This window comes from Streptomyces sp. NBC_01198 (assembly GCF_036010485.1).
In the GTDB taxonomy this organism is placed as follows: Bacteria; Actinomycetota; Actinomycetes; order Streptomycetales; family Streptomycetaceae; genus Actinacidiphila.
Map to the genome: position 1 here is coordinate 7,765,996 of NZ_CP108568.1, position 25,525 is coordinate 7,791,520.

Consider the following 25,525-nt stretch of genomic DNA (forward strand, 5'->3'; position numbering starts at 1 on the left):
GTGGGTGTCCCTGCCGGCCCCAGGAACGAGGGGGTACTGCCACCTCCCGCGGCGGCCGCACACGGTGGGCATCACCCCCAGCGCCGCGCCCCCGGGCACGTCGCGCTCGCCATGTAAGGATCATGCTCATGACCATCATGCTCGTCACCGGCGGTAACAAGGGCCTCGGCAGGGAGACCGCCCGCCGCCTGATCAAGCTCGGCCACACCGTCTACATCGGGTCCCGTGACGCCGAACGCGGCCGGGTGACCGCCGCGGAACTCGGCGCCGGACTGCTGGTGCTCGACGTCACCGAGGACGCGTCCGTGACCGCGGCGGCCGAGGAGCTGCGGCGCCGCGAAGGACGGCTCGACGTGCTGGTCAACAACGCCGGCGTCTTCGAGGGCGTGATCGGCGCCGCGGCCGCCACCCACCTGCGGGCCGTCCTCGACGTCAACGTCGTCGGCCTCATGGCGGTGACGTACGCCTTCCTTCCGCTGCTCCAGGAGTCGCACGCGCCGGTCATCGTGAACGTCAGCAGCTCGCTGGGCTCCTTCGGCGTGGTCACCGACAGCGGGCGGCCGGAGTCCCACCACGTCACCCCGGTGTACTCCGCCTCGAAGGCGGCGGTGAACATGCTCACCGCGCAGTACGCCAAGGGCCTGCCGCAGCTGCGCGTCAACGCGGTGGAGCCCGGTTTCAGCGCCACCGACCTGCACGGCATGACCGGGCAGGGCATCCAGAGCCCGGAGGAGGGCGCCGAAGCCATCGTCCGGTACGCCACGATCGGCCCCGACGGCCCGACCGGCACGTTCGCCGACCGCGGCGCACCCCTGCCCTGGTAACCGCCCCGGCCGCCCGAAGGCGTGCGGCCGGGGCGGAGGGCTCGCTGAGCGTTGGCGGTGCGGCACCCGCCGATTGCACCATGGGTAGGTGGGTTCGTTGTGCCGTTCGGCGTCCGTCCCTGTGGCTGGGCGGCCCTGCTGCTCATACCCGGGGGAGAGGAGCGAGGTGCAGCAATGGCGAACAGTGACCTGCTCATGCGGATCGATGACACCGGGTTGGTACTGGAGTGCGCTCCGTCGGTCTGCGCGATGTTCCGGCGCCCGGCGGAGGACATCGTCGGCCGGCCGGTGGGCCCACTGGTGCGCGAAGCGGTGGGCGAGGAGCAGCAGCGCGGATGCGGCGTCGTGGACCATGCGCTGGTCAAGCCCGTGCTGTCCGGGTCCTCTGTGGTGTGGGAGGTACGCGCCGCCCGTCCGAACACCATCTCGGCGTCCGACCTGGCGATCCTGCGGGTCATGTTCACCCACTCGCCGATGGGTCTGCACGTGCTCGACGACCAGCTGCGCATCGTCCGCGCCAACACCGAGACCTGCAGGTTGTGGGACTCCGACTCCGGATCGCCGCTGGGCCGGGTGTTCACCGAGGCCTATCGGTTCGCCGAACCCGAGAAGGAGGAGGCGGCGGCCCGCCGGGTGCTGGCGACCGGCGAGGCGGAGCCCGACCGGATCGTCCGTTCCGCCACCGGCGGCGGCAACGGCAAGCACCGGGTCTACGCCGTCTCCTACGCGCGGCTGGAGGACGACGACGGCGAGATCCTGGGTCTGGTCGCGTCCACCCTGGACGTCACGGACCGCGATCGGGCGTTCCAGCGGCTGAAGATTCTGGAACAGGTACGCAAACAGGTGGGGGAGCGACTGGACGTCACAGCGGTCTGCGAGGAGCTGGCGCACGCGGTGGTGCCCGCCTTCTGCGGCATCGTGGTGGTCGAGGTCATCGAGGACGTCGTGCGGGGCGAGGAGCCGCCGCTGGTCCCGGTCGCCCGGGACATACCCGTGCGGCGGGCCGCTTTCATCGGCAAGGTGTCGGCGCACCCGGTGGGGGAGGTGGGAAGGCTGCCGTACGCGACTCCCTTCTCCCGGGTGCTGGCCGACCTGCGTCCGCGGCTCGTCCCGGTCGACGCGGACAGCGTCTGGCTGGCGGCCGACCAGGCGCGCGCCCAGGCCATCAGCGACTCCGAGGTCCACTCGCTGATCGTCGCCCCGCTTGCCGTGCGGGGCCAGGCGCTGGGTCTGGTGAGCTTCTACCGGGCCGACGGGGAGGAGCTCTTCGAGGAGGAGGACATCGACCTGACGTCCGATGTCTGCGCCCATGCCGCGCTGTGCATCGAGAACGCCCGCCGTTACACCCAGGAGCGGACCATCGCCAGGACGCTGAAGCGCCGGCTGCTTCCCCAGCGGCCCGCCTCGCCGTCCACGGTGGACATCGCCCGCCTGCACATCCCCGGGCTCGGCGGCGGGGGCGCCTGGTTCGACGTGATCGAGCTGGAGGGGGCGCGCACCGCCCTGATCGTCGGCGACGTCTCCGGGCGGGGCATGGCCACCGCCACCACCATGGGGCAGTTGCGGACCGCCCTGCACGCGCTGGCGGCGCTGGATCTGGAGCCGGACGAGCTGATGGCGCGGCTGAGCGACACCGCGGCCCGTCTCGCGGAGGAGCGCGCCGCACTGCCGGCGGGGGACCCCCTGCACAGCGAGCCGCTGAGCGCGGGCTGCCTGATCGCGGTGTACGACTCCGTCGAGCAGGAGTGCACGATCGTCCGCGCCGGGCTTCCGAAGCCCCTCGCGGTCCACCCCGACGGCACCGCGGTCAGCCTGCCCGTCTCGGGGAGTCCGCCGCTGGCCCCGCCGGGCAGCGCCCCGTTTCCTGCCACCACCGTCAGACTGCCGGCCGGGAGCACCCTGGCGATCGCCAACGAGGAGATCGACGTGAAGTCGACGTCGGTGGCCGAGCTGCTGGGGGAGAGCGCCTCGCGGCCGCTCGGCGACCTGTGCGACAAGATCGCCTACGCGCTCCTGAACCCGGAGGACAAGGAGAAGCTCGTGCTGCTGGCGCGCCCGGAGGCGCTGCCGCAGAAGCAGATCCTCACGCGTTCGCTGCCTGTCGACCCCGAGGCGGCCCCCATGGCGCGTGCCGAAGTCCGGCGGCAGCTGGAGGCCTGGCGCATCGACGAGGAGACCGCCTACACCACCGAGCTCATCGCCAGCGAACTCGTCAGCAACGCCGTCCGCTACGGCGCCGCCCCGATACGGCTGCGGCTCATCATGGACCGCCTGCTCACCTGCGAGGTCAGCGACACCGCCTCGAGCTCCCCGCATGTCAAGCACGTCCGCACCATAGAGGAGACCGGCCGCGGTCTTTTCATCGTCTCCAGCGTCGCCGACAACTGGGGCACGCGGTACAACATGGAGGGCAAGACGGTCTGGGCCCAGCAGCCCGTCGCGGAGCGGTGACCCGGCGCCCCCTCGGCGTCGGCGCACGACGGCCGGGGCCGTTCCGCTGCGGTGGCAGCGGCCTCGAAGAGGCGTTTTGCTGAGTACGGGGCACTCGCGTCCGTGAGCCGCCCCCTTCGACTCCGACCGCGGGAGTTCGCCCATGACAGGACTCGCCTACTCCGTCTACGTCGCCCCGTCCAAGCCGGCCGTCTCGGACGACCTGCCACCCGGCGAGGACCAGCGGATGTGGTCGCCGACCGCGTCCACCCTCATCTACGGCGAGCGGGACGCGGTCCTGGTGGACCCCCTGATGACCGTCGACGAGTCCCGCCTGCTGGCCGACTGGGTCGTCGCGCAGGGCAAGAACGTGACCACCGTCTTCGTCACCCACGCGCACGGGGACCACTTCTTCGGCGCGCCCGCGGTCCTCGACCGCTTCCCGCAGGCCAAGTTCGTGGCGGCCGAGGGCGTGGCCGAGTTCATGGGCGCCCAGTGGGGCCCCAAGTGGTTCGACGCCTTCTGGGAGCCGCGTTTCCCCGCTCAGATCTCCGACCGGCACATCGTCGCGGAGGCACTTGCGGACGGCACCATCGACGTCGAAGGCGAGCAGCTCAGGGCGATCGAGCTCGGCCACACCGACACCGACGGCACCAGCGCCCTGCACGTCCCCTCGCTCGGCCTGGTGGTGGCCGGCGACGCCGTCTACGGGCAGGTCCACATGTACCTCGCCGAGTCCAGGGGCGCCGGGCGCGACAGCTGGCTCAAGGCCCTGGACACCGTCGCCGGGCTGGACCCGACGTATCTGGTGTCGGGCCACAAGCGGGACGGGGACCCCGACAGCCCGAGGACATCGAGCTGACGCGCCGCTACATCCTGGACTTCTCCGCCGCGGCGGACGAGGCGAAGGACTTCGGCGAGCTGTACGAGACGATGCTCGCCCGCTACCCCGACCGCGTGAACCGCGGAGTGCTGTGGAACTCGGCGAAGGGCGCCCTGGCCTGACCCCCGCGGGCCGCACATGCCCGCCCGGTGCGGTACGAAGTGCGGTGTGAACGAAGAGACCCGGCCCGCGACCCTTCGGGTGTTCCTGGCGCTCGCGCCGCCCGACGACGCGAAAGAGGAACTGGCCCGCGCCCTGCGCCCCGCCTATGACAGCCATCCGCACGTGCGGTGGAACCGCGTCGAGGACTGGCACATCACCCTGGCCTTCCTCGGGGAGCTGCCGGCCGAGGTGGTCCCGGCGCTGTGCCCGCCGCTATCCGCCCTCGCCGCCGACCGGCGGGCACCGCGGCTGGCGTTGCGCGGCAGCGGAAGCTTCGACGACCGGGTGCTGTGGAGCGGGGTCGACGGGGACCTCGACGAGCTGCACCTGCTCGCCGCCGACGTACGGGCCGTGGTCAGCAGCTGCGGTGTCGCCTTCGAGGACCGGCCGCTGCGCCCCCATCTGACGCTCGCCCGGGCCCGCCGGGGGGATGCGGCCTCGGTGGGCGAGCTGGCCGAGGGGATCGCCGACTTCAGCGGCCGCCGCTGGCTCGCCGGGCGGCTCCACCTGGTCGGCAGCGACTTCGGCCGCAGCCGTGGACCGATCCGCTACCAGGACATCGAGGCGTGGCCCTTCGGCCTCGGGGCCGGGAGCGGGGCGTGACCCCGCTCCGGCCCCGGCACGTGGTCAGGCGGAGGCCTGCGTGAGCTGGTCGAGCTCCTGCTGCGTCAAGGTCAGGTCCGCGACCCCCAGCAGCGCCGGGAGCTGGTCGGCGATCCGGGCGGAGGCTATGGGCGCGGTGACGGTGGGCCGGGCGGCGAGCCAGGCGAGGGCGACCGTGGCGACCTGCACCTCGTGGGCGGCGGCGATCTCGTCCAGCGCGCTCAGGACCCGCCGGCCGCGCTCGGAGCCGGCGTGCTTGGCGGCCGACCCGGCGCGGGCGCTGTCGACTGTCGCGCCGGGACGGTACTTTCCGGTGAGGAATCCGGACGCGAGCGCGAAGTACGGGACGGCCGCGAGGCCCTCGCGCGCGGCCAGGTCCTGCAGCGGGCCCTCGTAGGTGTCCCGGGAGACCAGGTTGTAGTGCGGCTGGAGCGCCACGTAACGGGCCAGGCCCTCGCGGTCGGAGAAGTCCAGCGACGCCTGGAGCCGCTCGGGGGTGATGTTGGACGCCGCGATGTGCCTGACCTTGCCGGCCTTCACCAGCTCGTCGAGGGCGCCGACGATCTCCTCGACCGGCACCTCGGTCTTGTCGAAGTGGGTGAAGTACAGGTCGATGTAGTCGGTGTCCAGACGGCGCAGGGAGGCGTCGGCGGCGGCCTTGATGTTGGCCGCGGACAGGCCGGGGAAGTCCGGGTGCTGACTGACCTTGGTCGCGATGACGATGTCGGACCGGTTGCCGCGGGCCTTGGCCCACTTGCCGATGATGGTCTCCGACTCGCCGCCCGCGTTGCCGTCTATCCAGGCGGAGTAGGAGTCCGCGGTGTCCACGAAGTTCCCGCCGGCCGCCGCGTAGGCGTCCAGGACGGCGAAGGAGGCGGCCTCGTCGGCGGTCCAGCCGAAGACGTTGCCGCCGAGGGCGAGCGGGAAGACCTTGAGGTCGGAGGAGCCGAGTGTGCGCAGGGATGTCATGAACTCCCTCAGCGCCGGGGGTGGATCATGTATTCCGCCGACCGTCCCGTGGCGCGCTCAGTGGACGGACAGCCCGCCGTCGACGAAGATCGCCTGCCCGGTGACGTAGCCGGACGACGGGCCGGCCAGGAAGACCGCGGCGCCGGCGAAGTCCGCTGCCAGGCCGTTGCGTCCGGTCAGCGTGCGGGCGGCCAGCGCCGCCACCCTCTCCGGGTCGGCGCACAGCCTGGCGTTGAGCGGGGTCATGACGAAGCCGGGCACCAGCGTGTTGCAGGTGACACCGTGCGGTGACCACGCCTCGGCCTGCGAGCGGGCCAGCGACTCCAGCGCGCCCTTGGAGACCCCGTAGGCGCCGCTCTGGACGAACGCGCGGTGCGCCTGCTGGGAGGTGATGTGGATGATCCGGCCGAAGCCCCGCTCGGCCATGCCGGGCCCGAACCGCTGACCCAGCAGGAAGGGCGCCTCCAGATTCACCGCCATGGTGGCGTCCCACACGTCGTCGTCCAGCTCGTCCATCGGCGGCCGCAGGTTGATTCCGGCGCTGTTGACGAGGATGTCGGGCTCCCCGAAGACCCCGGCCGCCTGCTCGGCGGCCGCGCGCACCCCGGCGCGGGTGCCCAGATCCGCGCTCACCCAGGCCGCCCGGCCGCCGGCCGCCGTCAACTCGTCCACCGCCGCGACCAGTTCCGGCTTCCTGCGTGCCACGATCACCACGCTCGCCCCCGCCCGCGCGAGAGCTTCCGCGACGGCTCGGCCGATGCCGGAACTGCCGCCGGTCACCACGGCGACGCGGCCGTCCAGCGAGAACAGGTCGGAGAGATAACGCTGCGAGGTCATCCCCGCAGCCTAGACAGCGCCGCCAGGGGCGGCCGCGGCGATCTCACCCCTGAGCGAGACGGCGACGGCGCCGGCGGAAGAGTTCGATCAGGAAGACGTTGGCGAGCGCCGCGGCGACCAGCAGGACGGCGTTCAGCGTGGCGCTCCCGGCGCTGAGCCAGGCCGCGTCACTGCCGTCGCCGCGCGTGACCGGCATCCACAGGCCGCCCACCGCCTTGAGCAACGCGTAGCCGCCGTAGATGCCCACGACCGCCAGGATGGCGCAGGGCAGGGTCAGGAGGATCGCCACGCCGTAGGGCAGGCCCGTGCCACGGACGCCGCCGAGCACCGCCAGGCAGCCCACGGCGGTGACGTACAGGCCCTCCGTGCCGCGAAGTCCCCATAGCCGGTTCATTGCGGGCCCCCCTCTGCGACGAACTCGCGTTCGCCTGCAGAGTATCGCGAGGGCGGCCGGCGGGATGCCGCCTCACCGCTGCGGAGGGGGACACGGGCGGTCTAACGTTCGGGCATGCGTATCGTCTCCCTGCTTCCCGCGGCGACCGACATCGTCGCCGAACTCGGCCTCGGCGACCGCCTCGTCGGACGTACCCACGAGTGCGACTGGCCGCCCGAGGTGGTCGCGCGGGTGCCGGTGGTGACGGCCGCGGAGTTCGACCCGGACGCGCTGAGCAGCCGCGAGATCTCGCAGGCGGTGGGCGGCGCGGCCCACCAGGGGTCCTCCCTCTACACCCTGGACGCCGGCCTGCTCGGCGAGTTGGCGCCCGACGTGGTGCTGACGCAGGACCTGTGCCAGGTCTGTGCCGTCTCCTACGGGGCGGCGGCCGACTCGGTACGGGTGCTCGACGGCGACGGGCCCCGGGTGCTCAGCCTGGAACCGCGGACGCTGGCCGACGTGCTGGCCTGCGTGGAGCAGGTCGGCGACGTGCTGGGCGTGCCGCAGGTCGCGGTCCACCGGGTGGCCGAACTGCACAGGCGCCTCGCCGCCGTGCGGGCCCAGGTGTCGGGCCGGCCGCGGCCGCGGGTGGCCGCGATCGAGTGGCTCGACCCGCTGTGGCCGGCCGGGCACTGGGTGCCCGAGCAGATCCGCTGCGCCGGCGGCGAGCCCCTGCTGGCCGAGCCGGGTGAGCACACCGGCTCCATGGACTGGGCGTCGCTGATCGAGGCCGCGCCGGAGGTGATCGTGCTGATGCCGTGCGGCTTCCCGCCCGAGCGCACTCTGAAGGAGGCCGGCCTGCTGGCGGACCATCCGGCCTGGGACGACCTGCCGGCCGTCCGGGCCGGGCAGGTGTGGGTGCTGGACGGCCCGGCCTACTTCAACAGGCCGGGACCACGGGTGGTGCGGGGCGCCGAGGTCCTGGCGCACGTCCTGCACGGGATCACCGCAGGCGCGCCGGTCTCCGATACGGAGGCGCACCGGCTGCTGTGACGCGGGCCGCGCGCACCGGGCTGCGGTGACCCGGTACGGCGGCCCGGGCCCGCCTCACCGCGGTGGCGGTGTCCCGCCGCCGTCGAAGGCGTTCAGCAGGCTCTCCGCGGCCACCGCCGCCGTCATGGTCCCGGTACGTACCTGTTCCTCGAGGGCCGGCGCGAGCGCGCGGACGGCCGGATGGCCGTGCAGCCGGCCAAGCACCTCGTCACGGACCATCGCCCACGCCCAGTCGACCTGCTGGTCGCGCCGCTTGGCCGCCAACCGGCCCGCGGCCTCCAGTACTCCCCGGTGCTGCTCCAGGCGTTCCCATACCGCGTCCAGCCCGGTGGACTCGCGGGCGCTGCAACTGAGCACCGGCGGCGTCCAGGACGCGTCGGCGGGGTGCATCAGCCGCAGCGCCCCCGCCAGTTCGCGGGCGGCCCCGCGCGCGTCCCGCTCGTGCGGGCCGTCGGCCTTGTTGACCGCGATCACGTCGGCCAGCTCCAGCACGCCCTTCTTGATCCCCTGGAGCTGGTCGCCGGTCCTGGCGAGGGTGAGCAGCAGGAAGGAGTCCACCATCCTGGCCACCGCGGTCTCCGACTGCCCGACACCCACCGTCTCCACCAGCACCACGTCGTAGCCCGCGGCCTCCATGACGACCATGGACTCCCGGGTCGCCTTCGCCACGCCGCCCAGCGTGCCGGCGCTCGGCGACGGGCGGACGAAGGCCGCCGGGTCCACGGCGAGCCGTTCCATCCGGGTCTTGTCGCCCAGGATGGAGCCGCCGGTCCTGCTCGACGACGGGTCCACCGCCAGCACCGCGACGCGGTGCCCGAGGCCGGTGAGCATCGTGCCGAAGGCGTCGATGAAGGTGGACTTGCCCACGCCGGGCACCCCGCTGATGCCGATCCGCCGCGCCCCGCCGCTGTGCGGCAGCAACTCGGTCAGCACCTGCTGTGCCTGAGCGCGGTGGTCGGCGCGGGTGGACTCCACCAGGGTGATCGCCCGCGCGACCAGGGCCCGCCGGCCGTCCAGCACGCCCTTCACGTAGTCGCCGACATCCTTGGGCATGCCGCGGCTACAGCTCCCCGTGGCCGAGGGCCGCACCGAGCCGGGTCACCAGGTCGTGCGCCGCGTCCGGGATCACGGTGCCCGGCGGGAAGACGGCCGCGGCGCCCGCTTCGTGCAGCGCGGGAATGTCCTGCGGCGGGATGACACCGCCCACCACGATCATGATGTCCTCGCGGCCCTCCGCTGCCAGCTCCTCGCGCAGCGCGGGCACCAGCGTGAGATGCCCGGCGGCCAGCGACGAGACACCGACGATGTGCACGTCGGCCTCGACCGCCTGCCTGGCCACCTCCGCGGGCGTCTGGAACAGCGGGCCGACGTCCACGTCGAATCCGAGGTCGGCGAACGCCGTGGCGATCACCTTCTGACCGCGGTCGTGCCCGTCCTGCCCCATCTTGGCCACCAGGATGCGCGGCCGGCGCCCCTCCGCCTCCTCGAACCGTTCGACCAGCGCGCGGGTGCCGTCCACGGCCGTCGACCGGCCGGCCTCGTTGCGGTACACACCCGTGATGGTACGGATCTGGCCCGCGTGCCGTCCGTAGACCTGCTCCACGGCGTCGGAGATCTCGCCGACCGTGGCCTTCGCGCGCGCGGCGTCCACCGCGAGCGCGAGCAGATTGCCGTCGAGACCGGTCCCGGGCTCGCGCCCGGCCGCCTCGGTCAGCGCCCGCAACGCCCCCTGGCAGGCGCTCTCGTCCCGCTCGTCGCGCAGCCGCCTCAGCTTCGCGATCTGCTGGGTACGCACCGAGGAGTTGTCGACCTTGAGCACGTCGATCTTCTCGTCCGTCTGCACCTGGTATTTGTTGATGCCGATCACCGGCTGCCGGCCCGAGTCGATCCACGCCTGGGTGCGCGCGGCGGCCTCCTCCACCCGCAGCTTCGGGATGCCCGCGTCGATGGCCTGCGCCATGCCGCCGGCCGCCTCGACCTCCTGGATGTGCTGCCAGGCCCGCCGCGCCAGGTCGTGCGTCAGCCGCTCGACGTAGGCGCTGCCGCCCCACGGGTCGACCACCCGGCAGGTGCCCGACTCCTGCTGGAGCAGCAGCTGGGTGTTGCGGGCGATGCGCGCCGAGAAGTCGGTGGGCAGGGCGAGCGCCTCGTCGAGCGCGTTGGTGTGCAGGGACTGCGTGTGGCCCTGGGTCGCCGCCATCGCCTCCACGCAGGTCCGGGTGACGTTGTTGAAGACGTCCTGCGCGGTCAGCGACCAGCCGGAGGTCTGCGAATGGGTGCGCAGCGACAGTGACTTGGGGTTCTTCGGGTCGAACTGCCGTACCAGCCTCGCCCACAGCAGCCGGGCCGCCCGCAGCTTGGCGACCTCCATGAAGAAGTTCATCCCGATGCCCCAGAAGAAGGACAGCCGGGGGGCGAAGGCGTCCACGTCGAGTCCCGCGCCCTGCCCGGCCCGCAGGTACTCCACACCGTCGGCAAGGGTGTACGCCAGCTCCAGGTCTGCCGTCGCCCCGGCCTCCTGGATGTGGTAGCCCGAGATGGAGATGGAGTTGTAGCGCGGCATCTTGTGCGAGGTGAAGGCGAAGATGTCGGAGATGATCCGCATCGAGGGCCGCGGCGGGTAGATGTAGGTGTTGCGGACCATGAACTCCTTGAGGATGTCGTTCTGGATGGTGCCCGCGAGCTTCTCCGGCGGCACCCCCTGCTCCTCGGCGGCCACGATGTAGAGGGCGAGCACCGGCAGCACCGCGCCGTTCATGGTCATCGACACCGTCATGCGGTCCAGCGGGATGCCGTCGAAGAGCTGGCGCATGTCGTAGATCGAGTCGATGGCGACGCCCGCCATGCCGACGTCACCGGTCACCCGCGGGTGGTCGCTGTCGTAGCCGCGGTGCGTGGGCAGGTCGAAGGCGACCGACAGGCCCTTCTGGCCCGCGGCCAGATTGCGCCGGTAGAAGGCGTTGGACTCCTCGGCGGTGGAGAATCCCGCGTACTGCCGGATCGTCCAGGGCTGGTTGACGTACATCGTCGGGTAGGGACCGCGCACGAAGGGCGCGATGCCCGGGTAGGTGCCGAGCGAGTCCAGGCCCTCCAGGTCGCGCCCGGTGTACAGCGGCTTGACCCCGATGCCCTCCGGGGTCTCCCACACCAGGTCGGCCTCGCTGCTGCCGGTGGTCTCCTTCACGGCGGAGCGCCACTGGTCCTCGGCCACCTCCACCGGGGTGCCGGGACCGAGGGGGATCCGGGAGAAGTCCGGGATCTGCATCACGCCGCCACTCCCGCGCGGTCGAGGACGGTGGACAGGACGGCGACGGCGTCGCAGCCCAGGAACACGAACGTGTCGATGCCCGGCAGGCTGCCGGGCCGTCCGGCCAGGCAGACCCAGCTCGCCCCGGCCGAGCGCAGCGCTCCGACCACCGCCTCGGCCTGCTCCGCGTAGAGCGCGTCGCTCGAGCACAGGCAGGCGACGTCGGCGCCGCTCGCGGCGAAGGCCGAGGCGACGGTCTCCGCATCCACCGTCACCGGGTCGTGCACCGGCTCGACCCCGCCCGCCTGGAAGAGATTCGAGGCGAAGGAGACGCGTGCGGTGTGCGCCGAGGCAGGTCCGAGCGCGGCGAGGAAGACCTTCGGGCGGACACCGGTGGTGGCCAGGTGGGCGTCGGACCGGGCCCGCAGCGCTTCGTACGCCTCGTCGCGCCGCACCTGCGGCAGGCCGCCGCCCGCGGCGCGGGCCGGAGCGGGCTCCCGGCGGACCGGGCGCTCGGCGAGCTGCGGGAACTCGCTGACCCCGGTGACCGGTTCGCGGCGGGTGGCCAGCTCGCGCGTGCGCGCCTGCCAGGTGGCGGCGATCCGCTCGCCGACCAGGCCCGAGCCGAGCGCCTTCTCCTGGCCGCCTGCCGCCTCCAGCTCCTGGAAGAACGCCCAGCCGGCGCGGGCGAGTTCCTCGGTCAGCCGCTCCACGTACCAGGAGCCGCCCGCCGGGTCCGCGACGCGCCCCAGGTGCGACTCCTCCAGCAGGATCGCGGAGGTGTTGCGGGCGATCCTGCGCGCGAAGGCGTCCGGCAGTCCCAGCGCCTCGTCGAAGGGCAGCACCGTCAGCGCGTCGGCGCCGCCCACCCCGGCGGCCAGGCCTGCGAGGGTGGTGCGCAGCATGTTCACGTACGGGTCGCGGCGCGTCATCATCACCGTCGAGGTGACGGCGTGCTGGCGCTGCCCGCCCGCCGACGGGACCCCGGTGACCTCGGCGACCCGCGACCACAGGCGGCGGGCGGCCCGCAGCGTGGCGATGGTGAGGAACTGGTCGGCGGTGGCGGCGTAACGGAACTCCAGCTGTCCCAGCGCCGCTTCGACGTCCAGACCGGCGGACGTCAGGACGCGCAGGTAGGCGACCCCGGTGGCGAGCGAGGCGCCGAGCTCCTGGGCCGCCGACGCCCCGGCCTGGTGATACGGCAGCGCGTCCACGGTCAGGGCGCGCAGCCCCGGGTACTGCTCGCGGGCCAGGCCGGCCAGCGCGACGGCGTCGTCGTAGGAGGGGACCGTGCCGGTCCTGGCCGCGTACGCCAGCGGGTCCGCGCCGAGGTTGCCGCGGGCCTGCCCGGGCTCCACGCCCCGGTCCCCGTACAGCCGCAGCAGCTCGCGGGCCGCGGCGCCGGTGTCGGGGCCGGCGTCGAGCACCACCGGCACCAGGTCGAGGTAGACCCCCTCCAGGGCGCGTCCGAGGTCGGCCACCGGCAGACCGGCGCCGCCCACCGCGAGCCACAGGGAGCTGACGCCGCCCTCCAGGTCGGCGAGGACCGCCTCGTTGGTCCGTGCGGGGTCCGGCAGAAGGTGCCTCTGGCGCACGTCCCAGCCGCCGAGCAGCCTGCTGCCGCGCACGTACGGCGGGAAGCCGGGCAGTCCGAGATCGGGGGCGCCGTCCTCGGCGGTGTAGAGCGGGCGGACGAGGAGCCCGCCGTCCACCGTCGTCGACAGCGCCTGCTCCGCCTCGGGCCCGGACACCTCCTTGCCCGACTTGCGCAGCACACCCGCGACCAGCTGCTGCCACTGTTCACGCGTGGCGCCCGGGAACTCGGCGGCCGGTGAGATCCTGTCGTCGGGCAGAACCGTCATGTCGTGAATGCTAGAGAGGTCATGACGGGAAGTCTGCCCCTACTCTCGGCGGGGCGACCCCTACGGCTCCCGGGAACACCTCATTTCAGCGGAAATGTCGCCGGCGATCGGCCGTCGCCGGCCCGGGATCCGCGGACGTCAGCGCTGGTGACCGCCGGTGTCGAGGCGCGGTAGGGGACCGGCTGACCTGCTGGTGCGCCGCTACCTCCGCCGTCCGTATCCGCCGTCGACCGCGATGGTGGTGATGGCGCTGATGTGCCGTGCTCCGCAGCGGTCCTGGGGCAGCACCAGTTGCGGGCCCGCCAGGTCCAGCGGCGTGCCGTCAATACGCACCGCGAGCAGCACCGGGGCGCGGGCGAAGTCGGGATCGATCTCCGCCCAGGTCAGCAGCGCGTGATGCCCGTCCGCACCCGTGACGGCGATCAGGAACCGCAGCCGGTCCTTGCGGCGCGCCGGGTCGAAGCCGGGACCGGCGTCCGACAGGACGTCGTACAGCAGCGGGCCCTCGAAGCGATGGCGCTGCGCTCCGCTGGTCGCGCACTCGAACCCGACCCGCACCCGCCGCTGCGGCCACCGGCGCAGACCGGCGACGGTGAGCCGGGCCGGGCGGGCGATGTCGCCGGACAGCGCGACCTCGGCCAGCGGACCGGCCGCAAGAGACTGCGTCACTGGCTACCACCTCCCCACCTGACGGGTACCCATCCGCACCAATTGCACAAACGCAGATGCAAGCACGCAACTGCCTATTGTCCGGCCTCTGCGAGGCATGGGGCGGGCTGCGACTCGCAAGTGCGTACGCCTCGCACCGCCGCCGGCCCGGTCCGGGGGAAGCTCATCGACGGGACGGCAGCACGGCGGCCCGGCGCCGCGGCGTGGTGGGGAGGAGCACCGCGACCGGCGGGAGCAGGTGGCCGAGGAGGCGGGCTCAGCCCCGTCGCAGCGACGGCCGCGGCAGCAGCCTCCCGTCGACGTGGAGGTCGACGTGCTCGTTGTAGAACGCGACCATGCCGGCGATGCGGTTGGCGTGGACGGTGGGGAAGTCGTACGCCCAGGCGATGCCCTCGTGGGTCCCGGTGTCGCTGTCGAAGGACCAGTAGTGGCTCGTCGTCCCCTTGTACGGGCAGCTGGTCACCGTGTCGGAGGGGCGCAGCCGGGTCAGGTCGACGTGCATGCGGTCGAGGTAGTAGCGGGTCGGCAGGCCGGTCTCGAACAGCTTGACGCAGTGCGGCGCGTCCGCCAGCACGGTCCCGTCCAGTTCCACCCGGACGCTGCTGGAGGAGCGCAGCGCGTCCACCCGGGTGTACGGGCTCCTGGGGTGGACGTAGACCGGCTCGTCCTCCTCGAACCAGGAGTCCAGCGCCTCCCACTCGAAGCGGACGGTGCCGTGCAGGCGCTCCGGCGCGCCCTCCTCCCAGACCCAGGCGGCGCCTTCCCGGACCTCGGCCCCGACCCGCAGGGTGTGCCGCCGGGCCGGCCCGGGGCTTCGCTTCTCGCTGTGCCCGTCGTCGGTCAGCACACCGTCGACCATGTCCTCGACCGGGATGCAGAACTGGGGATACGCCCGCCACTCCCATACGTACAGGGCGCGCCGGGTGTCGAAGACGACCCGGCCGCCGATCGTGCCGCGGAGGCGCCGGGGCACCGGCTCGACGTGCCCGATCGGGACGATCAGGCTCGGGTGCTGCACGCTCTCGTCCGCCATCGGTGAGACCTCGGTCCTGTCGCTTTCCGCGCGCCGCCCCGGAATCGGCCGCAGGGGATCGGCTTACCGGCCCTGGGAGGCGCCTTTTCGTCGCAAATACTAGTGAATCGGTGGGATGTCGCGCTCCAGCGTGTCGTCCCCGGCCTTCCGCGGCGGGGAGGGCTGGATGGTGCCTGTGATCCATTACGTACTGCTCGTGCTGTGTGCGGTGGTGATTTACCTCTCGTGTGAGTGGTTCGTCAACGCCGTGGAGTGGCTGGGCCTGCGCCTGAACGTGGGGAAGATGGCGGTCGGCACGATCCTGGCCGCCTTCGGCACCGCGCTGCCTGAGTCGGTGGTGACGCTGGTCGCGGTGACCACCGGCAGCACGCCGAGGGCCAAGGACATCGGCGTCGGCGCGGCGATGGGCGGCCCGCTGGCGCTCTCGACCATCGCCTACGGCGTCACCGGCTTCGTCCTGCTGCTCAGGCGCCGCCGCCAGGTGGCGAAGGTGGGTGACCAGACGGGTGTGACGCCCGAGCAGCCGGGCGGGCAGGTACTGGGGGACGAGAGGGAGACGCGGCGGCTGGCCAAGGACCAGAAGTGGTTCCTGCCGATCTTCGTGGTGAAGGTCACGCTGGGACTGGTGGCCTTCGCGCACAAGTCCACGCTGGGGCTCGCCTTCTTCGCCGCCTACGCCGTGTATTTCTGGCGCGAGATCAGCGCCGAGGACCACGACGACGAACCGCACGAGGAGCTGGAACCGCTCAAGCTCCAGCGCCGGGTCGCTTCGCCGGCCACCTTGGCTGTGGTCACGCAGACCCTGGCCACCCTCGCGCTGATCTTCCTCGCCTCCCAGCTGTTCGTGACGCAACTCGACGCGATCGGGCCGATGCTGGGCCTGTCGAGCGAGGTGGCCGCGCTGCTGCTCTCGCCGATCGCGACCGAACTCCCCGAGGTGATGAACGCGGTGATCTGGGTGCGGCAGGGCAAGACCAAGCTGGCGCTGGCGAACATCTCCGGGTCGATGATGATCCAGGCGACCGTGCCCAGCGGACTGGGGCTGCTCTTCACCACGTGGAAGTTCGACCACGCCCTGATCTGGGCCGGCGTGATCACCATCGCTGCGATCGTCTACCTGCTGCTCACCATGCGGGCGCACAGGCTCACCCCGGGCCGCCTGACGGTGGCAGCCGGCTTCTACGCGATCTTCGCCGCCGGGCTCGTGCCGATCCTCAGCTGACCCGCCGCACCGCCCCACCGCCGCCTCAGCGAGGACCAGGCGTGGTGCGGTGGGCCGGCGGGGCCGTTGGGCCGTTGGGCGGAGTCGGGTCCGCCGGCGGCCCGCTCCTGCGAGTCGCCGGGCAACAGCCGTGCCCGGGCGTGATTGAGTCACGGAACCGGGGAGGCGTCCCGCGCACGAGCACCGCGACCGTACCGGCGCGACGGGCAGGGCCGTTCGGACGGCGAAGCCGCCCCGGACCGCCGCACGTCATGCTTCCCGGCTCCGTGACCAGAGGATGAACCCAGGTGGACGACCACATCAGCCGCCGCAAGGTCGTGATCATCGGTGGCGGCTTCGCCGGGCTGTTCGCCGTGCGGGCCCTCCACAGGGCTCCCGTCGACGTCACGCTGATCGACCTCAACACCCACCACCTCTTCCAACCGCTGCTCTACCAGTGCGCGGCGGGGATCCTCTCCAGCGGGCAGATCGCACAGCCGCTGCGCGTCGTCCTGCGCCGTCACGAGAACGTACGGTGCCTGCTCGCCGCGGCCACCGACGTGGACGCCGCGGGCCGGGTGGTGCTCGCGGAGGCCGCGGACGGCAGCACGCAGGCCATTCCCTACGACCACCTGATCGTGGCCGCCGGAATGCGGCAGTCGTACTTCGGGCACGACGAGTTCGCCGAGCACGCGCCCGGCATCAAGACGCTCGACGACGCGATGGTGGTGCGCCGCAAGATCTACCGGGCCTTCGAGGCGGCCGAGGCGAGCACCGACCCGGCGGAGCGCGCGCGATGGCTCACCTTCGCCCTGGTGGGGGCAGGCCCGACCGGAGTGGAACTCGCCGGGCAGATCCGGGAGATCGCCACCCGCACGCTCGAACGGGAGTATTCCGGCGTCGACCCGAGCCAGGCCAGGGTGCTGCTCTTCAACCGCTCGGAGGCCGTGCTCGGCTCCTTCGGCCCGGTCCTGTCAAGGAACGCCGCCCGCGCCCTGGACGGCATCGGCGTCGAGGTCCACCTGGGCACGGCCGTCACCCAGGTGGACGGCGGGGGCCTGACGGTACGCCGGCAGGACGGCGGCACCGAACGGTACGACGCGAAAACGGTGCTGTGGACCGCCGGGGTCGAGGCACCGGAGTTCGCGACCGCGCTGGCCCGTTCGACCGGCGCCGAGCAGGACCGGGCCGGGCGGATCAAGGTCGCGCCCGACCTCACGATCCCCGGCCACCCGGAGATCCGGGTAGTAGGCGACCTGATGAGCCTGGACAAGCTGCCGGGCATGGCGGAGGTCGCCATGCAGACCGGCGCCTACGCCGGCCGCCACATCCGCTACGAGATCGAGGGCAGGACCGGGGAACCACGCCCGTTCCGCTACCGGGACCTGGGCAGCGCGGCGTACATCTCCCGCGGACGGGCCGTCGTCAAAGTGGGGCGCCTGCACGCGTCCGGCCTGCTCGGCGGGCTGATCTGGCTGTTCATCCACATCGCCTTCCTCACCGGCTTCCGCAGCCGGGTCGGGGCGATGATGACGTGGGCGGTGCTGCTCATCTCCGGATCCCGGCGCGAACGCGTCTTCAGCGCGGGCAGCTAGTCGCGCGGGACACCCCGCAGGCCGAGGCCGACCTGCCGCGGCAGTGCCCTACGGACGGGTCGGCGACCTCGAGGACGTCGCGAACGCCGTCACGGTGCTCGTCTCCGACCTGCTCGACCACGTCGTGGGATCCACGACCTACGTCGACGGCGGCATGACGCTCTTCCCCGGCTTCGCCACCGGCGGCTGAGCCGCGCCCCGGCTGCCCGGGGCGGGCACGGCGGGTCCCTGCGGCAGCAGTTCGGTGACCATGAAGGACACCACCGACGCGAGGACGACCACCGGCACTGAGCCGGAGTGGCCGAGGATGACGACGACCAGCACCACGCTGCTGACCGGCAGGCGGAGCGCCGAGGTGACGGCGGCAGCCATCCCGGCCGCCATCGCGGGGACCAGACCGAGACCCGGCAGCGGCGCGAGCAGGGCGCCGGTCGCCCCGCCCAGAAAGAGCGCGGGGAAGACCGGCCCGCCGCGCAGGCTGCCCAGGCACAGGGTGTAGGCGGCGCCCTTGAACGCGAGCACCGCCACCAGCGCGCCCACCGACCAGGCGTGCGGGTCCTTGGCCAGCTGCGCCAAGGTGGCCTGCCCGGACAGCGCGGCCTCGGACGGCGAGCGGCCGGTGCTGACCGCGTACAGCGCGATGCAGCCGGCCGCCCCGAGCGCGCACAGCACCGTACGGGGCAGCAGCCCGCCGGACACGAAGACCGCCGTGCGCCGGCCGCTCACCACGAGCGCATGGACGCCCGCACCGACGGCCAGCCCGATGAGCAGCGACCACAGCACGTCACCGATGTCGAGCAGGGGAGGGGCGGGCAGGCCGACCGACAGGCTCCCGGTCGCGAATCCGGTCCACTGGCCGAAGCCGCTGAAGACCGCCGACCCGATGCCGCTGGCCAGCAGGGCAGGAAGCATCACCGCGAAGAGCTGCGGCCCGCCGACGCCGACCACCTCCATCAGCAGCACGGCGGCCACCAGCGGATTGCCGAAGATCGCCGAGATCGCCGCCGCGGCGCCGGCCGCGCCGAGCAGCGCGTTGCTCTGCGGGGTCGCGGCGGCGCGCACCAGATCGCGGAACAGCAGGGCCAGGCCGCCGCCGAGCGCGATCAGCGGCGCCTCCGGCCCCAGCACCGCTCCCAGCGGCAGGCTGAAGACAGCGGCGAGGATCACTCCTGGCAGCGCCGCCTTCGTCGCCCCTCCCGAGTGCATCCCGGCCGCCGGGATGTGCCCGCCCCCGCCGGGAAACCGCCCCGCCACCACCGCGACGGCCGTACCGGCCAGCGCGAGCGAGGGGAACGACCACCACCAGGGCGGATCCGCCCACCCGAGGTCCTTCGGCCAGTCCGTCCAGACCAGCCGCTCCAGCTCGTGCAGTGCCGCGAGGAACCAGAACGCCAGCGCCGAGACCGGAATGCCGATCAGGCCGCAGAAGACCAGCGCCCGCCGGTACGCGGGGTTGCGCAGCATCGTCCGCAACTGGTCCGCCTCGGGCGGCTGGGTTCCCTGGGAGACCCCGGCCGCAGGGGCCTTCGGCTCGGCGATAGGTCAACTCCATCGGTCGGCGCCCGGGCGGAGGACCGCCCGCGGCAGCGCGAGATTACCCACCGGGCCCGCCGCGCGGTCCCCGAGCCACGCCCCGCCGCCTGGAAACCCGCTGACTGGCCGAACGCCACGGCGGCGACCGGCCGGAGCCCGCCCCGCCCCGGCACCGCTGCGGCCCCGGTGCGGCGGCGGCCGGGACGGTTGCATGCCCGGTTTGCCCGGTCCACACTGGAAGGAGTTGTGCTCGAACCGCTGGGGCACCGGGCTCGTGGAACGCCGGCGCCAGGCATATGGCACTCGGGTCGTCGCCGGATCCCGTGCAGGGACCGCGAAGGACAGCGGGGGCGGCACCCGCGGGGTACTTCACGAGTGCTCCGGGACGCCCGGCTTCGTGCCCCGCCGTGAGCCGTGAGCGGCTTGCGGGCCGGCTGCAGGACGCGAGAGGAACGGGTCCGAGTGCATCAGCCCCGACCTCTGGAGGACCTGATGCGTGCCGCTGTCGCCACCGGAGTTCACGAACCGCTCTCCGTCACCACCCGTGAGGTGCCCGAGCCCGGTCCCGGCGAACTCCTGGTGAAGGTCACCTCGTGTGGCATCTGCTACTCCGACCTGAACCTGCTCAACGGCGAGTACGCCTTCGCCGACTTCCCCGTCATTCCGGGACACGAGATCAGCGGGGTGGTCGAAGCGCTCGGCGAAGGGGTGACCTGGCCCGAGGTGGGAACCGCGGTGGGCGGCCAGTTCCTCCACGACTCGGACGGTCACTGCGACTACTGCGCGCGCGGCGAGCAGATCCTGTGCCCCCGCAAGCGGATCACCGGTGTGGTGGTCGACGGCGGATACGCCGAGTACACGCTCCTGAAGGACGGCTTCGCGACGCCGATCCCCAGCGGGCTGGACCCGGTCGCCGCCGGGCCTTTGATGTGCGCGGGCCTGACCGCCTACAACGGGTTGCGCCAGGCAGGGGCGAAGCCGAACTCGCGGATCGCCGTGATCGGCGCGGGCGGTATCGGCGCCCTCGCGATCCGCTACGCGGTGGCGATGGGCGCGCGCGTCGCGGTGATCGCCCGCTCGCGGCGTGGCGAGGACCACGCCAAGTCGCTGGGGGCGGAGCTGTTCGTGGCGACCGGCGACACGGATCCCGGCGAGGCGCTGCGGGCGTGGGACGGCGGCGCGGACGTCGTGCTGAACGCGGCCCCCTCCAACGCGGCCGCCGCCGCGGCCATGAGCGGACTGGCCCCGGACGGCACCCTCGTGCTGTGCGGGTACAACAGCGAACCCTTCGCCCTCCCGGCGCAGTTGATGATCCTCAACCGGCTGCACGCGATGGCGAACCCCTCCGGCTCGCCGCACGACCTGCGGGACACCCTGGACTTCTCCGCACGGCACAACATCCTCCCCGAGATCAGGACCGTCGATCTCGACGAGGCACCGTCCGTGCTCGACGCCATGAACGCCGGCACCGCGCACGGCCGCAGCGTCATCACCTTCGACTGACCGCCTCTCATCCCGCCGCGGGAGGCGCAGTCCTCCCGGGCCCCCAGGAGGACGTCATGGCCAAGACCATTCTCATCAGCGGCGCGTCCAGCGGCTTCGGCGCCATGACCGCCTGTGCGCTCGCGGACGCCGGCCACGTCGTCCACGCCGGAATGACCCCGAGGGGCGAGCGGCCCTTCCGCATCACGATCGACCCGGCCGACGACGGTTCCGAGGAGGTCAGCACCCTGGCCGACCGCATCCGCGCCGACTTCTACCCGCGCATCCGCCTCACCGACCCTCTGACCATCCGTGCCTGAACCGTGAGCCTGGCGCCTTCTTCCTGGCGCCCGTCGCCGACAACGAGAGGTGGCCGACCATGCGTCCCGACATCATTCCCGGCGGCGTCTTCCCGGACTTCGCACTGCCCGATCACACCGGAACGGTGCGCACGCTCAGCGAGTTGCAGGGCGACGACCCGCTGGTCCTCACCCTGGCGCGCGGGCACTACTGCCCGAAGGAGCACCAGCAGCTCCAGGAGATGGCGGCGGTGCTCCAGCCGAAGGTCGCGGTGGCCTACACGCAGCTGGCGACGATCTCCACCGACGACCACCACACCCTCCAGGAGTTCCGCCTGTCGGTGGGCGCCCAGTGGCCCTTCCTGTCCGATCCCGGCAGGACCGTCCAGCAGGACCTGGACATCCAGGAGTACACCGACCCCGAGCACGATCCGATGATCCCGCACACGCTGGTGCTGCAACCGGGTCTGGTCGTGCACAGCGTCTACAACGGCTACTGGTTCTGGGGGCGGCCCTCGATCGGCGACCTGTGGCGCGATCTCCGCGACGTCTCGCGCGACATCCGGCCCGACTGGGACCTGAGCACGCCCGGTCTGCGCGAGGCCTGGGACGGCGGCGACCGCTCGCTCTTCCACGGCTTCGACGCGGATCCCGCCGAGCCCGCGCAGGAGACCTGAGCGGCCTGCGGGGCAGCCGCGTTCACGGCGTGAAAGAAGCTGTCGGAATCCTTGACAGGGACACCGCGTTTCGGGGAGTCTCGTCTCCGCTGGAGAGCGCTCTCCCGTAGTTTTGCCCCCGTCGTGCGGAGCTACGTCCGGAACGGTAGGACCGGCGTGCTCCCCGGCCGGGCACCCCCCACTCAAGCCCGCGCACGGACGGCTCCGCCGTCCCGGCCCGGGCTCCCGGTGACCCGGTGGACGCCTGGTCGCCAGAAACGGAGCGCGCACGCATGAACGCACCGCCCCGCCCCGAGCAGCGGTTCCGTCCGCACCGCCGGCGCCCGCACGCCCGCAGCCGCACGCTGGGTGTGATGCTGGCAGCGCTGGCCCTCGTCCTGGGAAGCGGCGTCGCCGTCGGCGCCCGGCACGCCGCCGCGGCCGATCAGCCCTGGATGAACACCGCACAGGCGCCGCTGGACCGCGCCAACGAGCTGCTGGCCGCGATGACGCAGGCCGAGAAGCTGACCATGATGCACGGCGGCCAGGGGTGCGGCTACGTCGGCTGCGTCGACGCCAACACCCGGCTCGGCATCCCGGCGCTGCACCTGCAGGACGGCCCGGTCGGCGCGGGGGACGGCTTCACCAACGTCACCCAGCTGCCGGCCCCGGTCGCGGGCGCGGCGAGCTGGGACACCTCGCTGATGAACCAGTACGGCCAGGTGCTCGGCTCCGAGCAGTGGGGCAAGGGCACCAACGTGGTGCTGGCCCCGACGATCAACATCGTGCGCGACCCGCGCTGGGGACGGGCCTTCGAGTCCCTGGGCGAGGACCCGTACCTCGCCGGGCAGATGGGCGCCGCCGACATCCAGGGCATCCAGAGCCAGGGTCCGATGGCCCAGGTCAAGCACTACGCGGTCTACAACCAGGAGACCAACCGGAACAACATCACCGACAACGCGATCGTCTCCGACCGCACCGAGCGGGAGATCTACCTGCCCGCGTTCGAGACCTCGGTCAAGCAGGGCGGCGCCGACTCGGCGATGTGCTCCTACTCGGCCATCAACGGCGCCTTCGCCTGCGAGAACGGGCAGTTGCAGAACACCGTGCTCAAGGGCGACATGGGCTTCACCGGCTTCGTCACCTCCGACTGGGGCGCCACCCACTCCACCGTCGCCTCGGCGAACAACGGCCTCGACATGGAGATGCCCGGCAGCGACTACTACGGCTCTGCGCTGACCACCGCGGTCGGCAACGGCCAGGTCTCCCAGGCGACGATCGACGACCACGTCCGCCGGATCCTGACCTCGATGTTCAAGGCGGGGCTCTTCGACCACGCGCAGACCGGCAACACCGGCTCGGTCGTGACCAGCAGCGCCCACAGCGCCACCGCCAAGCAGGTCGCGCAGGAAGGGTCGGTGCTGCTGAAGAACACCGGCTCCGTCCTGCCGGTCGGCACCGGCACCGACTCGATCGCCGTCATCGGCGACGACGCGGGCACCAACGCGATGGCGCAGGGCGGCGGCAGCGCGGGTGTCAACGCCCCGTATCTCATCACCCCTTACCAGGGCATCAAGAACCGGGCCGGCAGCGGCGTCAACGTCACCTACTCCCAAGGCGACACGCCCTCCAGCGGCGCGCTCCCGCCGGTCGGCAGCGCCTACCTGACCCCGAGTTCGGGCAGCGGCGCCGGCCTCACCGCGTCCTACTACAACAACACCGCACTGACCGGCACGCCGGTGGTGACCCGCAACGAGTCCACCGTGGACGACGTATGGGGCGGCGCCTCGCCGGCTCCGGGCGTCAACGCCACCAACTGGTCGGCCAAGTGGACCGGCACCCTGCACCCGCCGACCACCGGCGCCTACCAGCTGTCGCTGACCAGTGACGACGGCTCGCGGGTGTACGTCAACGGGCAGCAGATCATCAACAACTGGTTCAACCAGGGCAGCACCACCCGCACCGGCAGCGTGTCACTGACCGCGGGCCAGCCGGTCAGCGTCGAGGTCGACTACTACAACGGCGGCGGCGCCAGCAACGCGACGTTCGGCTGGAGCATCCCCGGCCAGTCCGTGCACGACCAGGCGGTCGCGGCCGCGAAGGCGGCCAAGCTGGCCGTGGTGTTCGTCTCGAACTTCGAGTCCGAGGGCGGCGACCTGAGCGGCATCACCCTGTCGGCCGAGCAGAACACGCTCGTCGCCGACGTCGCCGCGGCGAACCCCAACACGGTCGTCGTCGTCGACAGCGGCTCCGCGGTGACCATGCCGTGGGTCAACGCCGTCAAGGGCGTGGTCGAGGCCTGGTATCCGGGTCAGGAGGACGGCAACGCGATCGCGTCGCTGCTGTTCGGCGACACGAACTTCAGCGGGAAGCTCCCGGTGACCTTCCCGACCGCGCTGTCGCAGGGGCCGACCAACTCCACCGCCCAATGGCCCGGCCAGAACGGCCAGGTGCAGTATTCCGAGGGGCTCAAGGTCGGCTACCGCTGGTACGACAGCCAGAACCTCACGCCGCTCTTCCCGTTCGGGTTCGGCCTGTCCTACACCACCTTCTCCTACGCGAACCTGACGGTCGGCCAGCCCGACGCGAACGGCAGCGTCGCCGTCGGATTCGACGTCACCAACAGCGGCTCGCGGGCCGGCGCCGAGGTTCCCCAGGTGTACGTCGGGCAACCCGGCTCGGTCGGCGAACCCCCCAAGAACCTGCGCGGGTTCAGCCGGATCAACCTCAACCCGGGCCAGACCCAGCATGTGGCGATCAGCCTGGACGCGCGCAGCTTCCAGTTCTGGAACAACGGCTGGACCAACGCGGCCGGCACCAACACCGTCTACGTCGGCTCGTCGTCGCGGGACATCAAGCTCACCGGCACCACCACGGTCGCCGGCAGCTCAGGCGGCGGCGGGGGCGGCACCCAGACGGCCCTGCCCCGCACCGGCTGGACGGTGACCGCGTCCTCCACCGGCGGCGGTGACGTGCCGGCGAACATGCTCGACGGCAGCACCGGCACACGGTGGACCACCGGCATCCCGATGGCGAACGGCCAGTCGTTCACGCTCGACATGGGCGCGGCCAAGAGCATCGACCAGGTGGTCATGGACTCGGCCGGCAGCGCGGCCGACTACGCCCGCGGCTACCAGGTCTTCACCTCCACCGACGGCACCAACTTCGGCAGTGCCGCGGCCACCGGCACCGGCACCGGGGCCCAGGTGACGGCGACGTTCGCGGTCAGATCGGCCCGTTACGTCAAGGTCGTGCAGACCGGCACCTCGACCAGCTGGTGGTCGATCGCCGAGCTCAACGTCTTCACCGACGGCAGCACGGGAAGCGGCGGCACCGGCGCGGTCCTGCCCCGAACCGGCTGGAGCGCGACCGCGTCGTCCACCGGCGGCGGTGACGTGCCGGCGAACCTGCTCGACGGCAGCACGGCCACCCGCTGGAGTTCCGGTGTGCCGATGGCCGGGGGCGAGTCGTTCACCCTCGACCTCGGCTCGGCGAAGACCTTCTCCAAACTCACCATGGACTCAGCCGGCAGCACGGCCGACTACGCCCGCGGCTACCAGGTCTTCACCTCCACCGACGGCAGCACCTTCGGCAGCGCCGTGGCCACCGGCACCGGCACCGGCGCCCTGGTGACGGCGACGTTCCCGGCGAAAACGGCCCGTTACGTCAAGGTCGTGCAGACCGGCACCTCGACCAGCTGGTGGTCGATCGCGGAGGCCGACCTCTACAACTGACAGTGATGATGTTCGTGGTGACGCTACGGGTGGGCCTGACTCGCCAACTGACTGACGTCTCGACTGTCCTGTTTGGGATT

Annotated in this window: 20 protein-coding genes and 1 pseudogene; 12 read left to right on the plus strand and 9 right to left on the minus strand. The window is 72.3% G+C overall.

Annotated features, from left to right (window positions below):
* The first annotated feature begins 128 nt into the window (after positions 1-128).
* The 4 genes from OG702_RS34595 (at position 129) to thpR (ending at position 4,902) form a co-directional block, all read left to right on the plus strand.
* Entirely contained in the window at positions 129-824 is a 696-nt protein-coding gene (locus OG702_RS34595) for an SDR family NAD(P)-dependent oxidoreductase (protein WP_327292920.1), read from the plus strand.
* 174 nt (positions 825-998) lie between these two features.
* The gene (locus tag OG702_RS34600) at positions 999-3,275 is read left to right on the plus strand and encodes a SpoIIE family protein phosphatase (RefSeq protein WP_327292921.1); all 2,277 of its coding nucleotides are present in this window, start codon (positions 999-1,001) and stop codon (positions 3,273-3,275) included.
* Between the two features lie 142 nt (positions 3,276-3,417).
* Entirely contained in the window at positions 3,418-4,116 is a 699-nt protein-coding gene (locus tag OG702_RS34605; RefSeq protein ID WP_327292922.1) for an MBL fold metallo-hydrolase, read from the plus strand.
* 189 nt (positions 4,117-4,305) lie between these two features.
* Positions 4,306-4,902 (plus strand): RNA 2',3'-cyclic phosphodiesterase, encoded by a 597-nt coding sequence (gene thpR, locus OG702_RS34610; protein WP_327292924.1) that lies wholly within the window; start codon positions 4,306-4,308, stop codon positions 4,900-4,902.
* Between the two features lie 24 nt (positions 4,903-4,926).
* Here thpR and OG702_RS34615 read toward each other — a convergent pair whose 3' ends face one another.
* From OG702_RS34615 to OG702_RS34625, 3 genes are read right to left on the minus strand one after another with little or no spacing between them, the layout of a single operon-like run.
* A complete protein-coding gene (locus OG702_RS34615; protein ID WP_327292925.1) occupies positions 4,927-5,871 on the minus strand; it encodes an aldo/keto reductase in 945 nt (314 codons plus the stop codon).
* 57 nt (positions 5,872-5,928) lie between these two features.
* Positions 5,929-6,708, minus strand: coding sequence for an SDR family NAD(P)-dependent oxidoreductase (locus tag OG702_RS34620; RefSeq protein ID WP_327292926.1), 780 nt, complete (start codon positions 6,706-6,708; stop codon positions 5,929-5,931).
* 43 nt (positions 6,709-6,751) lie between these two features.
* Positions 6,752-7,102: a hypothetical protein gene (locus tag OG702_RS34625; RefSeq protein WP_327292927.1), complete on the minus strand. Its 351-nt coding sequence runs from the start codon at positions 7,100-7,102 to the stop codon at positions 6,752-6,754.
* A gap of 114 nt (positions 7,103-7,216) precedes the next feature.
* Between OG702_RS34625 and OG702_RS34630 the strand changes: the two genes are divergently transcribed.
* Entirely contained in the window at positions 7,217-8,134 is a 918-nt protein-coding gene (locus tag OG702_RS34630) for a cobalamin-binding protein (protein WP_327292928.1), read from the plus strand.
* Between the two features lie 54 nt (positions 8,135-8,188).
* On the opposite strand, the gene meaB is transcribed toward OG702_RS34630, so the two are convergent.
* The 5 genes from meaB to OG702_RS34655 form a co-directional block, all read right to left on the minus strand.
* Positions 8,189-9,187: a methylmalonyl Co-A mutase-associated GTPase MeaB gene (gene meaB, locus OG702_RS34635; protein ID WP_327292929.1), complete on the minus strand. Its 999-nt coding sequence runs from the start codon at positions 9,185-9,187 to the stop codon at positions 8,189-8,191.
* Between the two features lie 7 nt (positions 9,188-9,194).
* Positions 9,195-11,399 carry a methylmalonyl-CoA mutase gene (gene scpA, locus OG702_RS34640; RefSeq protein WP_327293478.1) on the minus strand — a complete coding sequence of 735 codons (2,205 nt, stop codon included), beginning with the start codon at positions 11,397-11,399 and terminating at the stop codon, positions 9,195-9,197.
* Positions 11,399-13,243: a methylmalonyl-CoA mutase family protein gene (locus OG702_RS34645; RefSeq protein WP_327292930.1), complete on the minus strand. Its 1,845-nt coding sequence runs from the start codon at positions 13,241-13,243 to the stop codon at positions 11,399-11,401. The genes scpA and OG702_RS34645 overlap by 1 nt, the downstream gene beginning before the upstream one ends.
* A gap of 201 nt (positions 13,244-13,444) precedes the next feature.
* Positions 13,445-13,912: a molybdopterin-dependent oxidoreductase gene (locus OG702_RS34650; RefSeq protein ID WP_327292931.1), complete on the minus strand. Its 468-nt coding sequence runs from the start codon at positions 13,910-13,912 to the stop codon at positions 13,445-13,447.
* Between the two features lie 256 nt (positions 13,913-14,168).
* Positions 14,169-14,945, minus strand: coding sequence for a DUF427 domain-containing protein (locus OG702_RS34655; protein WP_327292932.1), 777 nt, complete (start codon positions 14,943-14,945; stop codon positions 14,169-14,171).
* A gap of 166 nt (positions 14,946-15,111) precedes the next feature.
* On the opposite strand from OG702_RS34655, the gene OG702_RS34660 reads away from it, so the two are divergent.
* The 3 genes and pseudogenes from OG702_RS34660 to OG702_RS34670 form a co-directional block, all read left to right on the plus strand.
* Complete coding sequence (locus OG702_RS34660; RefSeq protein ID WP_442814677.1) at positions 15,112-16,167, plus strand: sodium:calcium antiporter; 1,056 nt, start codon at positions 15,112-15,114, stop codon at positions 16,165-16,167.
* Positions 16,168-16,454: 287 nt separating this feature from the next.
* On the plus strand, positions 16,455-17,741 hold the full coding sequence (locus OG702_RS34665; RefSeq protein WP_327292933.1) for an NAD(P)/FAD-dependent oxidoreductase: 1,287 nt from the start codon (positions 16,455-16,457) through the stop codon (positions 17,739-17,741).
* A gap of 2 nt (positions 17,742-17,743) precedes the next feature.
* A pseudogene (locus OG702_RS34670) lies at positions 17,744-17,931 on the plus strand (SDR family oxidoreductase); the annotation flags it as partial.
* On the opposite strand, the gene OG702_RS34675 reads toward OG702_RS34670, so the two are convergent.
* Positions 17,880-19,205: a chloride channel protein gene (locus OG702_RS34675; RefSeq protein ID WP_327292934.1), complete on the minus strand. Its 1,326-nt coding sequence runs from the start codon at positions 19,203-19,205 to the stop codon at positions 17,880-17,882. The pseudogene OG702_RS34670 and the gene OG702_RS34675 overlap by 52 nt on opposite strands.
* Before the next feature lie 561 nt (positions 19,206-19,766).
* Between OG702_RS34675 and OG702_RS34680 the strand changes: the two genes are divergently transcribed.
* From OG702_RS34680 to OG702_RS34695, 4 genes are all read left to right on the plus strand, one after another.
* Positions 19,767-20,777, plus strand: coding sequence for an alcohol dehydrogenase catalytic domain-containing protein (locus OG702_RS34680; RefSeq protein WP_327292935.1), 1,011 nt, complete (start codon positions 19,767-19,769; stop codon positions 20,775-20,777).
* A gap of 56 nt (positions 20,778-20,833) precedes the next feature.
* The gene (locus OG702_RS34685) at positions 20,834-21,076 is read left to right on the plus strand and encodes a hypothetical protein (protein WP_327292936.1); all 243 of its coding nucleotides are present in this window, start codon (positions 20,834-20,836) and stop codon (positions 21,074-21,076) included.
* A 59-nt stretch (positions 21,077-21,135) separates the two neighbouring features.
* On the plus strand, positions 21,136-21,732 hold the full coding sequence (locus tag OG702_RS34690) for a redoxin domain-containing protein (RefSeq protein ID WP_327292937.1): 597 nt from the start codon (positions 21,136-21,138) through the stop codon (positions 21,730-21,732).
* 272 nt (positions 21,733-22,004) lie between these two features.
* On the plus strand, positions 22,005-25,445 hold the full coding sequence (locus tag OG702_RS34695) for a glycoside hydrolase family 3 C-terminal domain-containing protein (RefSeq protein WP_327292938.1): 3,441 nt from the start codon (positions 22,005-22,007) through the stop codon (positions 25,443-25,445).
* Positions 25,446-25,525: the final 80 nt, after the last annotated feature.

What these genes read in the sequence shown, in the direction of transcription:
- OG702_RS34595 (WP_327292920.1), top strand. Translation starts at nt 129, where the DNA reads ATGACCATCATGCTCGTCACCGGCGGTAACAAGGGCCTCGGCAGGGAG.
- OG702_RS34600 (WP_327292921.1), top strand. Translation starts at nt 999, where the DNA reads ATGGCGAACAGTGACCTGCTCATGCGGATCGATGACACCGGGTTGGTA.
- OG702_RS34605 (WP_327292922.1), top strand. Translation starts at nt 3,418, where the DNA reads ATGACAGGACTCGCCTACTCCGTCTACGTCGCCCCGTCCAAGCCGGCC.
- OG702_RS34615 (WP_327292925.1), bottom strand. Translation starts at nt 5,871, where the DNA reads ATGACATCCCTGCGCACACTCGGCTCCTCCGACCTCAAGGTCTTCCCG.
- OG702_RS34620 (WP_327292926.1), bottom strand. Translation starts at nt 6,708, where the DNA reads ATGACCTCGCAGCGTTATCTCTCCGACCTGTTCTCGCTGGACGGCCGC.
- OG702_RS34625 (WP_327292927.1), bottom strand. Translation starts at nt 7,102, where the DNA reads ATGAACCGGCTATGGGGACTTCGCGGCACGGAGGGCCTGTACGTCACC.
- OG702_RS34630 (WP_327292928.1), top strand. Translation starts at nt 7,217, where the DNA reads ATGCGTATCGTCTCCCTGCTTCCCGCGGCGACCGACATCGTCGCCGAA.
- meaB (WP_327292929.1), bottom strand. Translation starts at nt 9,187, where the DNA reads ATGCCCAAGGATGTCGGCGACTACGTGAAGGGCGTGCTGGACGGCCGG.
- scpA (WP_327293478.1), bottom strand. Translation starts at nt 11,399, where the DNA reads ATGCAGATCCCGGACTTCTCCCGGATCCCCCTCGGTCCCGGCACCCCG.
- OG702_RS34645 (WP_327292930.1), bottom strand. Translation starts at nt 13,243, where the DNA reads ATGACGGTTCTGCCCGACGACAGGATCTCACCGGCCGCCGAGTTCCCG.
- OG702_RS34655 (WP_327292932.1), bottom strand. Translation starts at nt 14,945, where the DNA reads ATGGCGGACGAGAGCGTGCAGCACCCGAGCCTGATCGTCCCGATCGGG.
- OG702_RS34660 (WP_442814677.1), top strand. Translation starts at nt 15,112, where the DNA reads ATGGTGCCTGTGATCCATTACGTACTGCTCGTGCTGTGTGCGGTGGTG.
- OG702_RS34675 (WP_327292934.1), bottom strand. Translation starts at nt 19,205, where the DNA reads ATGCTGCGCAACCCCGCGTACCGGCGGGCGCTGGTCTTCTGCGGCCTG.
- OG702_RS34680 (WP_327292935.1), top strand. Translation starts at nt 19,767, where the DNA reads ATGCGTGCCGCTGTCGCCACCGGAGTTCACGAACCGCTCTCCGTCACC.
- OG702_RS34685 (WP_327292936.1), top strand. Translation starts at nt 20,834, where the DNA reads ATGGCCAAGACCATTCTCATCAGCGGCGCGTCCAGCGGCTTCGGCGCC.
- OG702_RS34690 (WP_327292937.1), top strand. Translation starts at nt 21,136, where the DNA reads ATGCGTCCCGACATCATTCCCGGCGGCGTCTTCCCGGACTTCGCACTG.
- OG702_RS34695 (WP_327292938.1), top strand. Translation starts at nt 22,005, where the DNA reads ATGAACGCACCGCCCCGCCCCGAGCAGCGGTTCCGTCCGCACCGCCGG.